This is a genomic window from Stakelama pacifica, from assembly GCF_004361835.1.
GTDB lineage: Bacteria > Pseudomonadota > Alphaproteobacteria > Sphingomonadales > Sphingomonadaceae > Sphingomonas > Sphingomonas pacifica.
Genome location: NZ_SNWD01000006.1, coordinates 82,554 through 96,773, shown reverse-complemented (window position 1 = coordinate 96,773; position 14,220 = coordinate 82,554). Strand labels below are relative to the sequence as shown.

11 protein-coding genes are annotated in these 14,220 nt (G+C 62.3%); 8 read left to right on the top strand and 3 right to left on the bottom strand.

All coding sequences use genetic code 11. From position 1 onward, the window contains the following. Nucleotides 1–7 precede the first annotated feature (7 nt). The 3 genes from EV664_RS10445 (at nt 8) to EV664_RS10435 (ending at nt 3,518) form a co-directional block, all read left to right on the top strand. A complete protein-coding gene (locus EV664_RS10445; protein WP_211338499.1) occupies nt 8–1,072 on the top strand; it encodes an alpha/beta hydrolase in 1,065 nt (354 codons plus the stop codon). A gap of 290 nt (nt 1,073–1,362) precedes the next feature. Then, entirely contained in the window at nt 1,363–2,064 is a 702-nt protein-coding gene (locus EV664_RS10440) for an acetylxylan esterase (protein ID WP_133495657.1), read from the top strand. Then, the gene (locus tag EV664_RS10435) at nt 2,061–3,518 is read left to right on the top strand and encodes a family 43 glycosylhydrolase (RefSeq protein WP_229668214.1); all 1,458 of its coding nucleotides are present in this window, start codon (nt 2,061–2,063) and stop codon (nt 3,516–3,518) included. The genes EV664_RS10440 and EV664_RS10435 overlap by 4 nt, the downstream gene beginning before the upstream one ends. 81 nt (nt 3,519–3,599) lie before the next feature. Here the strand turns inward: EV664_RS10435 and EV664_RS10430 are convergent, their stop codons facing one another. Continuing rightward, entirely contained in the window at nt 3,600–5,150 is a 1,551-nt protein-coding gene (locus EV664_RS10430; protein ID WP_133495656.1) for an alpha-N-arabinofuranosidase, read from the bottom strand. 161 nt (nt 5,151–5,311) lie between these two features. Here EV664_RS10430 and EV664_RS10425 point away from each other — a divergent pair, with 161 nt between their 5' ends. The 5 genes from EV664_RS10425 (at nt 5,312) to EV664_RS10405 (ending at nt 12,735) form a co-directional block, all read left to right on the top strand. After that, nucleotides 5,312–5,923, top strand: a complete 612-nt coding sequence (locus EV664_RS10425) for a TetR/AcrR family transcriptional regulator (protein WP_133495655.1) — start codon at nt 5,312–5,314, stop codon at nt 5,921–5,923. A gap of 357 nt (nt 5,924–6,280) precedes the next feature. Beyond that, a complete protein-coding gene (locus EV664_RS10420; protein WP_133495654.1) occupies nt 6,281–6,670 on the top strand; it encodes a hypothetical protein in 390 nt (129 codons plus the stop codon). A gap of 2 nt (nt 6,671–6,672) precedes the next feature. Beyond that, entirely contained in the window at nt 6,673–7,941 is a 1,269-nt protein-coding gene (locus tag EV664_RS10415) for an efflux RND transporter periplasmic adaptor subunit (RefSeq protein ID WP_133495653.1), read from the top strand. Between the two features lie 162 nt (nt 7,942–8,103). After that, nucleotides 8,104–11,295 carry an efflux RND transporter permease subunit gene (locus tag EV664_RS10410; RefSeq protein WP_133495652.1) on the top strand — a complete coding sequence of 1,064 codons (3,192 nt, stop codon included), beginning with the start codon at nt 8,104–8,106 and terminating at the stop codon, nt 11,293–11,295. 12 nt (nt 11,296–11,307) lie between these two features. Next, nucleotides 11,308–12,735 (top strand): efflux transporter outer membrane subunit, encoded by a 1,428-nt coding sequence (locus EV664_RS10405; protein WP_188656402.1) that lies wholly within the window; start codon nt 11,308–11,310, stop codon nt 12,733–12,735. A 507-nt stretch (nt 12,736–13,242) separates the two neighbouring features. Here EV664_RS10405 and EV664_RS10400 read toward each other — a convergent pair. Beyond that, entirely contained in the window at nt 13,243–13,518 is a 276-nt protein-coding gene (locus EV664_RS10400) for a DUF3175 domain-containing protein (RefSeq protein WP_133495650.1), read from the bottom strand. 142 nt (nt 13,519–13,660) lie between these two features. Next, entirely contained in the window at nt 13,661–14,194 is a 534-nt protein-coding gene (locus EV664_RS10395) for a hypothetical protein (protein ID WP_133495649.1), read from the bottom strand. Nucleotides 14,195–14,220: the final 26 nt, after the last annotated feature.

The following is a 14,220-nucleotide window of genomic DNA, read 5'->3' as shown; positions in this document are numbered from 1 at the left end:
GATGAGGATGAAATCGCTACGCTGTTGCATTGCTGCGCTTTCGATACTGGCAGGCGCCGCTGCCCTGCCCGCATCGGCACAGGTAGACACAAAGGCACCGCCCCGCGTGGCGGGTGCAAAGACGGTACCGGTCGAAACCACCACCGTTCATTCCCCGGCGATCGAAGGGAATCTGGAAGGCGAATCGCCTGACCGCAACGTGATGGTGGTGCTGCCTTACGGCTATGCCGCGCATCCCGACCGGCGCTATCCGGTCGTCTATGCGCTGCACGGCTATTCGATCGGGGCCAAGCAATGGACGCGCGAAATCCATGTTCCCGAAACCATCGAAAACGCCTTTGCCGCCGGGGTTCGCGACATGATCGTCGTCTTTCCCGATTCAAAAACGATCTATGGCGGATCGATGTATTCGAGTTCCGCTACCACGGGGGATTTTGAGCGCTTTATCAGCCATGATCTGATCGCCTATATCGACGCGCATTACCGGACGATCGCCGACCGGCGGAGTCGCGGGCTGGTCGGCCATTCGATGGGCGGCTACGGCGCGACGCGCATTGCCATGCGCCATCCCGACGTCTTCGGCGCGGTGTATATGATGAGCCCCTGCTGCCTCTCGCCGCGCTCGGTCAACAACGCGCCCGATGCCGACACCATGGCAAAGGTCGCAGCGGTCAAAAACCCCGGCGACGCCGAGAACCTGCCCTTTTTTGCAAAAGCTATGCTGGCCACTGCGGCGGCATGGTCGCCGGACCCGAAAAAAGCGCCGCTCTATCTCGACCTGCCGGTAAAGGACGGAAAGGCGGACGAGACAGTGCTCGCCAAATGGACGGCCAATGCACCGCTCGCCTTTGCCGACCAGTATATCGGCAATATGCGGCGCTATAAGGCGATTGCCATCGATGTCGGCGATCAGGACGGGCTGAAAGCCGATGCCGAAAAGCTGCACGATCTGTGGACGCGCTATGGCATTGCAAACAGCTTCGAAATCTATCCCGTCACGCATACCAGCGATGTCGCGATCAGGTTTCAGGAAAAGGTCATGCCCTTTTTCAACCGAAATCTGGAATTTTGACGGCTAGTCAGTGAATCGATCAGCGGGGCGGCGAATGCACCTTCGCCGGATATGATGAATTTCTATAATTCAAATAACCAGTTTCACTTTGTAAGCGTTTTTGCACCAAGATTATCCTGTTCCGAACATATAATACCGGTGAATTATTCAATGCTTCTTATGTCACGTTAACATCAACTACATAAAGACGGCGATTCCGCCTCACCGGCTTCGGATCGACCAGTCTGAAAGGAGACGGCATGGTTGATATAGCAAGGGGCAGACACCTGTCCGCGAAATCGCTTCGGGGCATGGGTCAATTTGGTAGGCTGGTTACTGCGGTCGCCGCGCTTGTCGCGTCACCGGCTATGGCACAGAATCCGGTGTCGGACGCAACGATCGATCTGAGCGCCTATCTCGTTCCTGCTTCAACGGCGTCCGCGCGCCCCGACGACGACGGATTCATCCGGCGCTGGCTGTTGCTCGAACCGATCGTAAAGCCCAATCGCAGCAATGCCGGCTTTACGGGCAGCTATGTCCGCAACGCCCTCGCGCAAACCTATTTCCCCGGCCAGATGACCATCGTCCCGCAGAACGGCCAGATCGTTCAGGCAGCGACGCCGCTGACCTGGCACGCTTATGATGCGCAGCGCTTCGATGTGAAGCTTTTCGCCTTTGCCCAGGCGCTGGGTAAGCCGACCTATGGCGTCATCTTCTGGGCCGTCACCGTGATCGACAGCCCGAAGGAACAGACGGTGCGCATGGCCGTCGGGTCGAACTCCGCTTCCATGTGGTGGCTGAACGGCGAGGAAGCGCTCGGGCTGTTCGACGACCGGCGTATGGTGATGGACGATATGGTTTCGCGTCCGCTCACCCTTAAAAAAGGGCGCAACGTGGTTCGCGGCGCAGTTATCAACGGGCCGGGCCTTTCCGATTTCTGTCTGCGCTTCATCGACGACAGCGAACAGCCGATCCGCGACCTGAACATCGTAACGACGGGAGCGGCGAAATGATGCGCGCTACTGCGATCCGCCCGCACCGGGCACTGGCCTTCGCCCTGTCGTTCATCGCTGCAAGCGGCGCGGCGCACGCGCAGCTTGCCGGGCGACCGTTCATCCATGATCCCGCTACGATTACCGAATCGGACGGCCGCTATTACACCTTCGGCACACGCGGCGGCGGGCTGGTTTCCGATGACGGCTGGAAATGGGTCGAGGGGCCGGTGCGCCCCGGCGGCGGTGTGGCGCCCGATGTCATCAAACTGGGGGACCGTTATTATGTCGCCTATGCCGTGGGCGGCGGCGGGCTGAACGGCGGGCATGCCAGCCAGATCAGGATCATGTGGACCAGGTCGCTCGACCCCGAATCGCCTGATTTCGGCTATCACGATATCGGCGTGGTCGCATCGACCGACGGCACCGAGCTCGCCGACGCGATCGATGCTGCTTTTCTGCTGGCCGAGGGGCGGCTCTGGCTCAGCTACGGCACCTATTTCGGGTCGATCCGGATGGTCGAGCTCGATCCTGACACCGCAATGCCGTTGCCCGATAGCAAACCCGTCGATGTCGCGATCGACATGGAAGCGACCGCGATGATGTTTCGCGACGGCTGGTATTATCTGCTCGGCACCCACGGCACCTGCTGTGACGGTCCCAATTCGACCTATAATATCCGGGTCGGCCGCTCGCGCACCCCTACCGGCCCCTATGTCGACAATATGGGCATTCCGCTATTGAAGGGCGGGGGCAAGCTGGTCGCCAATGCCCGCGGCCGCGGCATCGGTCCGGGGCATTTCGGGCTGATCGACCTCGGTCAGGGCGTTCAGAAATTCTCGATGCATTATGAAGCCGATATGGACCGTGGCGGGCGAAGCGTTCTCGCGATCGCACCGCTGCTGTGGCGCGACGGGTGGCCGGTCGAGGGCGAGAATATCGCTGCCGGCACGTATGAAATCGAATCCGAACGCAGCGGTCGCGCGCTTCAGCTTGCCACCGATTTCGTCCGCATCGATTTCGATGCGCGGCGCAGCTTCATGGCGAAGCCCGATACGGTTGTCCCGCCGGTCCCCGACCAGAGTCTGAAAGAGGATTCGGCAGACTGGCCGGACGGAAAAATCGCCGCCGATCTGGGCGACTATATGGTTCGCCCGCATCAGCTATGGACCGTAACGCCGGTCCCGGAAAAGGGCGGGTGGTTCGGCGCGCCTTGCTACAGGATCACCATCGCGGGTACGCAGCGCGCGCTCGCAGCAGGCCCCGCCAGCGCGGTATCCACCGTCCCCGCCTATGACGGAAGCGACGACCAGTTGTGGCAGATCGATCAGCTGGCCGACGGCAGCTATCGGATACGTCCGGCGAAGGCGGCCGACAAATCGCTCGCGCTGGTCGCGATCGGGGCAAGCACGCCGGTGCTGGTGCCGTTCGATCCGGAGAGCGATTCGGGGCGCTGGCGGTTCCGCCACCGGTAAACCGGGCAACGGACCGCGTTGCATAGTCCGGGTTAAGACCAGCGCCCGCCGGGATCGACCCGGCAGGCGCTGGTTCCCGCATCAGCGGATGTCGAGCATTACCACCGATTTGGCGGGCATGGTGACAGTCAGGCGATTGCCCGACAGCCGCGCGCCGCTGAACGCCGCAGGCATGACCAGATCGGGATTGTCGAACGTATTATGCGCATCGATCCGGTCGCCGGTCAGGATACGCCCCTGCACCCTGCGCCCTTCCACACCGTCCAGTGTCACCTGAACGGTTTGCGGCCGGTTGGGATCGACATTGGTCAGGCCCACATGGACGACGCCGTCGGTGCCGCGCACCGCGCTTGCGCTGATCGCGGGCATTTCCCACTGATCCTTCTTATACGTGTCTGCCTGGACATCGACCGGCAGGACGGTGCCGTCCTGATAGCCTTTATACATGTCGAACACCCAATAAGTGGGCGTGCGGACCATCTTGTCGTCCTTCACCAGCAGCATCGCCTGAAGCACGTTCACCATCTGCGCGATATTAGCGCCGCGCACGCGATCGGCATGGCGGGCGAAAATGTCGAAGTTCAGGCTGGTGACCAGCGCGTCGCGCAGGCTGTTCTGCTGATACAGGAAACCGGGATTGGTGCCGGGTTCGACATCATACCAGGTACCCCATTCATCGACGAGCAGCGCAACACGCTTTTCGGGATCATATTTGTCCATGATCGCTGAATGCTTTGTGAGCAGTTCGTCCATCTTGCGCGTTTTGGACAAAGTGCGCGCCCATTGCTCTTCATCGAAACCGGTCGCCGCGCCCTTGTGACTCCAGTCATTGGGCACCGTGTAATAATGAACCCCGATGGCGTCGAAGGTGTTCGCCGCCTTCTTCATCATCACGTCGGTCCAGTTATAATCGTCCGAATTGGCGCCGCTTGCGACCTTCATGATCTTCTCGCCCTGCGGCACGCGGATGAAGGTGCTGTACCGACGCGTCACATCGGCTGCATATTCGGGCAGCATATTGCCGCCACAGCCCCAAAGCTCGTTGCCGATGCCGAACATGGCGAGCTTCCACGGCTTGTCACGGCCATTGGCGCGGCGTTCTTCGGCGATGGAAGAGGTGGTGGGCGAGGTCATATACTCCACCCATTTCTGAAGGTCTTCGGGCGGAGCCGAGCCGACGTTGCCCGAAACATACGCCTCTGCGCCCAGAAGTTCGGTATAGTTCATGAATTCATGCGTGCCGAAGGAATTGTCCTCGGTTACGCCGCCCCAGTTGGTGTTGACCTTTACCGGGCGCTTGTCCTTCGGACCGATGCCTTCGCGCCAGTAATATTCGTCCGCGAAGCAGCCGCCGGGCCAGCGGATTTCGGGCACGTTGATTGCCTTCAACGCATTGACGACATCAGTGCGATAACCATGGATATTGGGAATTTTGCTGTCTTCGCCGACCCAGATGCCGCCATAGATGCCATGGCCGAGATGTTCGGCGAACTGACCGAAAAGCCGCTTATTATATTCCGGACCCGGCCGATCGGCATGAACGGTCACCGCGTCGGTCGCCGGAGCGCCCGATGACTGGGCAAAGGAAGGCGCGGCCAGAACCAGAGCAAGCGCCGAAATCATTCTGTACATTTCTCTCTCCCCTTATTGAGCCGGCATAAGCGGGTACGAACCCCGCCTTGAAATTTTGTCAGACAATAAAGCGATTTCGAGATCACGCAAGCATGAGTCTGGCGCAGCGCGAACCGACAATGCTTGCGATTCGGCGACGCGCCAATTACATACCGCTCGTTATGAATATTAAAACCTGCACGCCCGCCAAGGGTCGACCGCGCGAATTCGACGTGGATGAGGCCCTGAGCGCTGCCCTTCGGGTGTTCTGGAGCAAGGGCTATGAGGGCGCGTCGCTCAGCGACCTTACCGAAGCGATGGGGATTACGCGGCCCAGCCTGTACGCCGCGTTCGGCAACAAGGAACAGCTGTTTTGCAAGGCGCTCGACCTCTATGAGAATGAGAAGCTGGCTTACACCCGCGAGGCGCTGAACCAGCCGACGGTTCGGGCCGTCATCGAATATTTCATGCGCGGCGCGATCGACGTTCAGTGCAGCGATTGCGAACCACGCGGCTGCCTTGGCGTGATCAGTTCGGTCGCGTGCGGCGCGGAGGCGGACTGTATCCGCGAGGAAGTCATCCGTCGCCGCGCGTCGTCGCGCGCTGAAATCATCGCGCGGCTGGAAAAGGGCAAGGCGGACGGAGACCTGCCCCCCGATGCCGATATCGAGGCGCTGACCAATTATATGTTCGCTGTGCTTCAGGGCATGGCGGTCATGGCGGGATCGGGATCGAGCCGCGCCGAACTGGAGGCGATCGTCACCACGATGCTCGCCAACTGGCCGGGTCGATAAACTTCGCACTTGCAAAAAAATAACGATCGGTACAGAAATCACTCTTGACGTTGTTCATGCGGCATTTATATACCGCTCAGTATGAAACAACCGAAGGGGTGTGCCGATGCACGAACGCTCCGAACCGAAGTTCATCCTGTAACCGACCGGGTATGCCGTAACGGCACCTGTCGTTTTTGAGTGGCCTGTTCCGGCCTGACCGGCGCTGCTCTGTCATCATTTTTCGCCTTACCGCGTCGCCGAACATGCATTCGGTGCGAGCGTCGGGCGCACGTCTTTCACACCCGGAAAGCCGCGAGGCGCTTTTCCGGCACGGCGCCGCTTTGCCTGCGCCACCATAAAAAAGGGGAACAGATCATGGCTTATCTGGATGTTGCAAATGGCGCAGCGACCGCAACCTTTCCCTGCGCCGCCTCCAATCCCGTCGCGGACACGAAACCTGCGCTTTCCGCGCTGGAATGGTCGGTGGTAGCGCTGGCTCAGAAGGACAGCATGGCCAGCCTGAAACGGCCCGGAAAAATGGCGGTGGCCATGGGCAAGCTGTTCCGTACCCGCACCAATCCCGAACTGGCCGATCCGAAGCTGGAGGCGCTGCGCCGTATCGCGGTTCTCGCCTGGCATCGCGGCTATGCGATTGCCTCTCACGAAATCCATGCATTCATGTCCGCGGGCTTTAGCCTTGCCCAATATGAGCTGGTGCTGGGCAGCATCAGCCGCGGTCGCAATGCCCTGAATCAGCGAGCCTGAGAATGACGAAATTCGAAAAGATTGAACGGGCGGATGTGGATTCGCCCGAACCCCGCCGTGCCCCCTCGCGCTGGCGAAAGGGGGCGCTGATCGCGCTCCCCGCCGCGCTGCTCGTCTGGGGCGGGTATGAACTTACGCATGATGCCCGGCCCGCACAGGCAGCGCCGCCCCCGCCGACCGTAACGGTGGCGACGCCGCTTGTCCGCCCGATCGAGGAATGGGACGAATATGTCGGCCGCTTCGCCGCATCGAAGACGGTCGATGTGCGTCCGCGCGTTTCGGGCGAAATCACCGGCGTGCATTTTACCGACGGCGCGATCGTCCATAAGGGCGACCTGCTGTTTTCGATCGACCGCCGCCCGTTTCAGGCGCGTCTGGCCGAAGCACAGGCGCGCGTCGCCAGCGCGAAGAGCGACCTGGCGCTTGCCAAAGCGGACCTCGCCCGCGCGCTGAAGCTGGTCGATGTCGATGCGGTTTCGCAAAGCCAGATCGATCAGCTCCGCGCCAAACAGCAGGCGAGCGAGGCAGCGCTGGCAGCGGCACAGGCCGATGTTCGCGCACGCTCGCTCGACCTCAGCTTCACGCAGGTGCGCGCGCCGATTACCGGCCGGGTTTCGGATCGCAAAGTCGATGCGGGCAATCTGGTCGGTGGCGGAGAAGGGGCGCAGGCAACCCTGCTCACCACCATCAACGCGCTCGACCCGATCTATTTCAGCTTCGATGCCTCCGAAGCGCTCTTCCTGAAAACGAAGCGCGCAGCGGAATCCGGCGACAAACCTGCGACGGTGGATATCAAGCTGCAGGATGAAAACCAGTATCGCTGGCACGGGCGGCTCGATTTCACCGATAACGGGCTAAATCCCGATTCGGGCACGATCCGCATCCGCGCGGTGGTCAGCAATCCGAAGCTGTTCCTCACCCCCGGCATGTTCGGCGATGCCCGATTGTCGAGCGGCGGACGGGTTCAGGCATTGCTGGTGCCGGATGCCGCAGTCACGACCGATCAGGCGCGCAAGCTGGTGATGACGGTGGGCAAGGATGGCAAGGCACAGCCAGTGCCCGTCGAACTCGGCCCGGTCATCAACGGGCTTCGCGTGATCCGCAGCGGCCTGACCCCGGAGACAAAGGTGGTCATCAGCGATCCCGAACTCGCACCTCCCGGCGCGCCGGTAAAAATGAAACCGGGCAAGATCGTCGCTGTGAAGGAGGGGCAGTCACCGCCTGCCGTCGCCGATCCGACGACCGGCGGGGCGAGCTTCGCGGCGAATTAGCGCCGGGCAGTTTCCGCAATTCATTCCGCCGCTGCTGAGCACGGCCGAAGCACCGTTCTTCTTCAACGCAGGAAGAACGGACCGCTTCAACTGCGCTCAGCGCGGGCGGAATGTCAGAGAATTATCGGGGCCCGACCGGCCCCATGAACAGGAGCGGGCAGCATGCGCCTCTCACGTTTCTTCATCACGCGGCCAATCTTTGCCGCCGTGCTTGCGATCGTCATCACCATTGTGGGCGCGATCGCCTATCTTGGCCTGCCGGTGTCGCAATATCCCGATATCGTCCCGCCGACCGTAACGGTCTCCGCCAATTATCCCGGTGCGACCGCGCAAACCGTGGCCGACACCGTCGCCGCACCGATCGAGCAGCAGATCAACGGCGTCGACAACATGCTGTACATGTCGTCGGAATCGACTGGCGATGGCAAGCTGACCATAACCGTCACGTTCAAGATCGGCACCGATCTCGACGCGGCGCAGGTGCTGGTGCAGAACCGGGTGGCGATCGCCGAGCCTAACCTTCCCGAAGCGGTCCGGCGGCAGGGCGTGGTGACGCAAAAGACCTCGCCCGACTTCCTGATGGTCGTCAATCTGGTGTCGCCCGACAATTCGCTCGATCGCGGCTATATCTCCAACTACGCACTGACCCGCATCCGCGACCGGCTGACCCGCATCGACGGCGTTGGCGATGTGCGCCTGTTCGGCAGCCGCGATTACGCCATGCGCGTCTGGATCGATCCGGGCCGTGCGGCAGCACTGAACCTGACCGCAGGCGATATTGTCGAGGCGCTGCGTTCGCAAAATGTGCAGGTCGCAGCCGGAACGCTGGGCCAGCCGCCTTATGATCAGGGCAATGCGTTTCAGGTGAATGTCGAGGCGCAGGGCCGTTTCGCCGACCCCGATCAGTTCGCCAATATCATCATCAAATCGGGCAATGACGGGCAGCAGGTGCGCGTGCGCGACGTTGCGCGCGTCGAACTGGGTGCCGCCGATTATTCGTCCAACACCTATCTGTCGGGCAAGCCCACCGTCATCATGGCGGTGTTCCAGCGGCCCGGATCGAACGCTCTCGCCGCCGCAGATGCGGTGAATGCAGAGATGCAGACCGTGTCGAAGGACTTCCCCAAGGGGCTGGAATACAAGGTCATCTACAACCCGACCGAGTTCATTTCGCAGTCCGTCGATGCGGTGATGCACACATTGTTCGAAGCAATCGTGCTGGTCGTGCTCGTTATCGTCGTCTTCCTTCAGAAATGGCGCGCGGCGATCATCCCGGTGGTGGCGATTCCCGTATCGCTGATCGGAAGCTGCTTGGTGCTCGTCGCCTTTGGCTATTCGCTCAACAGCCTTTCGCTGTTCGGCATGGTGCTGGCCATCGGCATCGTCGTCGATGACGCGATCGTCGTGGTCGAAAATGTCGAACGTAACCTCGAACGCGGCCTGTCGCCGATCGAGGCGGCAAAGACGTCGATGGACGAAGTGTCCGCCGCGCTGGTCGCGATCGTTCTGGTGCTGTGCGCGGTGTTCGTGCCGACATTGTTCCTGACCGGCCTGTCGGGCGCATTCTATCAGCAGTTCGCGGTTACCATCGCGACGGCAACCGTCATCTCGCTGGTCCTTTCGCTCACGCTGTCGCCCGCGCTTGCTGCTTTGCTGCTGCGCGCGCACGATCATCGTGGCGAAAGCCATTGGGTGGTGCGTCAGCTTCACCGTGCAGGCGATGCATTCAATCGCGGGTTCGAGCGGATGAGCGACGGCTATGCCCGCCTCACCCGCAAGCTGGTGGTCCGCCCGGTCATCATGATGCTGACCTATGCCGGGCTGATTGCCGCGACCGTGGGACTGTTCTGGGCTACGCCGACCGGGTTCATTCCCGCGCAGGATCAGGGGTACTTCCTGACCGTCATCCAGCTGCCGCCCGGATCGTCGCTCGAACGCACAGATGCGGTGATGCAGAAGGTCGCAAAGCGCATCCTGCCCATTCCGGGGGTAAAGGGATCGGTGATGCTCGCCGGGTTCGATGGTCCGTCACAGACACTCGCCCCCAATGCGGCGGCCGCCTATGTCCCGCTCGAAAGCTTCGAAAAGCGCGCAGAGCTTGGCGTCAGCCTTCAGGATATCATGGCCGAGGCGCAAAAGCGTACCGCCGATATAAACGAAGCGCGGCTGATGATCGTACCCCCGCCGCTGATTCAGGGCATTGGTTCGGCCGGTGGCTATCGCATGATGGTCGAGGATCTGGGCGATAAAGGCCCGGAGGCACTCGCCCAACAGACCTATGGCCTGATCGGCAAGGCCAATCAGACAGAGGGACTGGCGCAGGTCTATACCTTCTTCAACACGGCAACGCCGCGCATCTTCGCCGATATCGACCGGCGCAAGGCGGATATGCTGGGCGTTCCCCCGTCGCGGGTGTTCGAGGCACTCTCGGTCTATCTCGGCTCGGCCTATATCAACGACTTCAACCTGCTGGGTCGTACCTATCAGGTGACTGCTCAGGCCGACGCCGCGCACCGCGCGACCGAAGCTGACATCGCCAATTTGAAGACCCGCTCGAACAGCGGGGCGATGGTGCCGATCGGTTCTGTCGCGACCTTCGACAGCAAAACGGGGCCGTATCGCGTCACGCGCTACAATCTGCACCCCGCCGTTGCGGTCGATGGCGATACCGCGCCGGGCTTTTCATCGGGCCAGTCGCTGGTGACGATGGAAAAGCTGGCCGACGAAACGCTGGCCGATGGCTACGCCCATGAATGGACCGGCATTGCGTTTCAGCAGAAGCTGGCGGGCAATACCGCCGCTGTGGTCTTCGCCCTCGCCGTGGTGTTCGTCTTCCTCGTGCTCGCCGCGCAATATGAAAGCGTGGTGCTGCCACTCGCGATCATCCTGATCGTGCCGATGTGTCTGCTCGCTGCAATGATCGGCATCAATCTGCGTGGCATGGACAATAATGTCCTGACGCAGATCGGGTTGATTGTGCTGATTGCGCTTGCTGCGAAGAACGCCATTCTGGTGGTCGAATTCGCCAAGCAGGCAGAGGATGAGGATGGGCTTTCTCCGGTGGAAGCAGCGGTTCGTGCTGCAAAGGACCGGCTGCGCCCGATCCTGATGACCAGCTTCGCCTTCATCCTTGGGTCGGTGCCGCTGGTGATCGCAACCGGTGCGGGTGCGGAGCTTCGTCAGGCGCTGGGTACGGCGGTGTTCTTCGGAATGCTGGGCGTTACCGGCTTCGGCCTGATCTTCACGCCGACCTTCTACGTGGTGTGCCGCGCGCTTGGGGACCGCTTCTCGCGCCGCCGCACCAATGGGCAGGGCGATGCGCGGGACGATACCGCCATCCAGCCCGCCGAATAGGAGCCTATTCTGATGTTTCGCACGATCATGATGACCTCGCTATCCGCGCTGGCGCTCAGCGCCTGCGCGGCGGGGCCGGACTATGTTGCGCCAGTCCCTCCGCAGACGGCGTCCGGCCCCTTCATCGCTGCCGATAGCGCGGCGGTATCCGCTCAGCCCGTCGCGGCGGACTGGTGGCGACTCTATGACGACCCGGTCCTGAACGGACTGGTCGAGGACGCGCTTGCCTCCAATACCGATATCCGCGTCGCGGTTGCGCGTATCCAGCGCGCCCGCGCCGGACTGAAGGGCGCGCGGGCCGACGAACTGCCCTCGACCGATCTGTCGGCCAGCGGCCAGTATCGCCGCCTGCCCGATCAGCAGCGTCTCCCCGGGCTAGACCGGGAAAGCTGGCTGTTCGATGGCGGGCTGGACGTTGCCTATCAGGTCGATCTGTTTGGCCGGGTGAGCCGTAATGTCGAAGCGGCAAAGGGCGATGTCGACGCCGCCCGCGCCGATGCCGAAGCGGTGCGCGTCGCGGTGGTTGCCGACACGACGCGCGCTTATGCCGATGCCGCCTCCTCGGCGCAGCGGCTGGCAGTGGCAGAGCATATCGTCGAGCTGCTCGACCAGTCGCTGGAGCTTACCCAAAAACGGCACGATGCGGGGCTGGCCAACGGCCTCGACACCGCGCGCATTGCCGCGCTGCGCAACCAGCGCGCAGCGAATGTACCCGCTTTGCAGGCGCAGCGCGACGCGGCCCTCTTCCGCCTCGCCACGCTGACCGGGCGTGCACCGGCCGACCTGCCGCCCATTGCGGGCGAGCGGAAGACGACGATGGCGCTCGATACGCCGATCCCGGTTGGCGATGGTCAGGCGCTGCTTGCCCGGCGGCCCGATGTGCGCGCGGCGGAGCGGCGGCTGGCAGCGGCAGCCGCGCGCATCGGCGTGGCGACGGCCGATTTGTATCCCAGCATTTCGCTGGGCGGATCGGTGGGGCAGACCAGCACGTCGTTCGGCGATCTGTTCGGTGCGGGGCCGCTACGCTGGCTGCTCGGCCCGCTGATCAGCTGGTCCTTCCCCAATCAGAGCAAGGCACGCGCGCAGATTGCGGCGGCAAAGGCGGATTCGCAGGAGGCGCTGGCGACGTTCGACGGCACCGTGCTCACCGCGCTGCGCGAGACCGAAACGGCGCTTTCGGCCTATGCGCATGATCTCGAACGGCGGCGCGCTTTTCAGGAAGCGCTGAACGCAGCCGAGCAAGCAGTGACCATCACCCGCGCGCAGCAGCGCGAAGGGGCGGTCAATTCGCTCGACCTGATCGATGCCGAGCGGACCTATGCGGATGCGCAGGCCGATCTCGCCACGATCGATGCGCGGATTTCGAACGATCAGATCAATCTGTTCGAAGCGCTGGGCGGCGGATGGCAGCGCGAGGGCGAAGCGGTGGCCGCGCGTTGAGGCTGAAGCGCGCCGCACCGTCATTGCGGGCCGCCAGGCGAAGCAATCCGGAGCGGCGTGCGTCACGCCGGATTGCCGGGCCACCTTCGGCCACTCGCAAACACGGAAAGCCCGTACCGCGCGCTCAGGACGTTTTCACATCAGGCTAAAATGAAAAAGGCTGCCGGGTCCGATCCGAACCCGGCAGCCCAAAGCATGGTCAGCGGCCGGAAGCTCCAGCCCGGGAGACCATGCGAGCCGCGCGTGAATCGTGTCGCCGGAATGTTGATTGGGAAAGGATTTTCCCCGCTCCGGCGCCGTTCACTTGATTAGCGGCGCGTCTCCCGAACGAACTGAACCGACCCCATTGCTGAACCATGAGACATCGGATCACCTCCTTTCGCTAGTTGAAGCACAATACACCCTTTTGCGGTGCCCCTCTTATGTGAATCATCGCGATTCGCAGAACAAGCCTTGTATTATTCCCGATCTTGCGTCAGATTCTTTCGCCTGCGTCGGGGGCGACGCTCATTCCCGCCCAAATTGGCGGCGAAGCGATTGTTTGGCATCCTCCAGCACCTGCCGCTGCTCCTCGTCCAGATCTTTGCCTGCGCGGTTGATGTAGAAGGTCAGCATCGACATTGCCGACTGATAGTCCGATCCCTTATTGCGGTCGCTCGCCTCAGCCGATTTTTTAAGCGATTTCGCGATCGCGTCCGGGTCGTTCCAGGTAAATACGCCTGCTTCCAGATCGAGCGCGTCGGAATGTTCGGTCACATCCTGCGACCATTTATCGTTTGCCATCACGTCTCTCCTTGCGCACGATCAACGCCGGAAAAAGCAAGCGGCTCCAACGGGATGGGTGACGATGGGCGCGGAAACGCAAGCCCCTCCCCTTCAGGGATGGGTTGCGGCGGGGTCTCCACCGATAACCGCGCCGAACAGCCTACCGGCAATCCTCGGTAACGCGCAGCACTTCGGCCCAGGACGGGATCACCAGCGTCTGCATCGGCGGCATTTCGACAATGAACCGCCCCCGGCTGAACCCCATCGCATCGAGCAGCCGGTCCTGCGCCGCAAGGGTGACGACCATCTCCCGACCGTCGGGCTGCGCGGTCAGGGTGCGGGTCTGCGAGCTGGTGCGGATCGTCATCGGCAGGCTGCGCGGCGCGGCACCGGGGCGCGACAGCGAAATCTGCCGCCGCTTTTTGTCGCAACGGATCGCGAACACCGTCTCCCCGCCCCGTTCGCCATAACGCGCGACCGATTCCCGCGCGCCGTCCTGATAGCGCCAGTCGCCGGGGGTGAGCGGCCAGTCGCGCCAGTCGCCCTTCAGGACAGGCGCAGGCGCAGGAAGGGGTCTGGCGGCCGGGGTCGGTGCGGGCGACGGAGTCACCCGCGGCGGAGCCACGCTGGGGACGCAGGCGGACGCGGCGATGCCCAGCGCAAGGACCGGGGCGATACGGAACAGATGACGCATGGCAAAGGCTTATGCAGCCCGCATCC

Coding starts and splice junctions, on each gene's coding strand:
- EV664_RS10425 (WP_133495655.1), top strand. CDS start 5,312: ATGAATATTAAAACCTGCACGCCCGCCAAGGGTCGACCGCGCGAATTC.
- EV664_RS10435 (WP_229668214.1), top strand. CDS start 2,061: ATGATGCGCGCTACTGCGATCCGCCCGCACCGGGCACTGGCCTTCGCC.
- EV664_RS10445 (WP_211338499.1), top strand. CDS start 8: ATGAAATCGCTACGCTGTTGCATTGCTGCGCTTTCGATACTGGCAGGC.
- EV664_RS10410 (WP_133495652.1), top strand. CDS start 8,104: ATGCGCCTCTCACGTTTCTTCATCACGCGGCCAATCTTTGCCGCCGTG.
- EV664_RS10440 (WP_133495657.1), top strand. CDS start 1,363: ATGGGTCAATTTGGTAGGCTGGTTACTGCGGTCGCCGCGCTTGTCGCG.
- EV664_RS10395 (WP_133495649.1), bottom strand. CDS start 14,194: ATGCGTCATCTGTTCCGTATCGCCCCGGTCCTTGCGCTGGGCATCGCC.
- EV664_RS10420 (WP_133495654.1), top strand. CDS start 6,281: ATGGCTTATCTGGATGTTGCAAATGGCGCAGCGACCGCAACCTTTCCC.
- EV664_RS10405 (WP_188656402.1), top strand. CDS start 11,308: ATGTTTCGCACGATCATGATGACCTCGCTATCCGCGCTGGCGCTCAGC.
- EV664_RS10400 (WP_133495650.1), bottom strand. CDS start 13,518: ATGGCAAACGATAAATGGTCGCAGGATGTGACCGAACATTCCGACGCG.
- EV664_RS10430 (WP_133495656.1), bottom strand. CDS start 5,150: ATGTACAGAATGATTTCGGCGCTTGCTCTGGTTCTGGCCGCGCCTTCC.
- EV664_RS10415 (WP_133495653.1), top strand. CDS start 6,673: ATGACGAAATTCGAAAAGATTGAACGGGCGGATGTGGATTCGCCCGAA.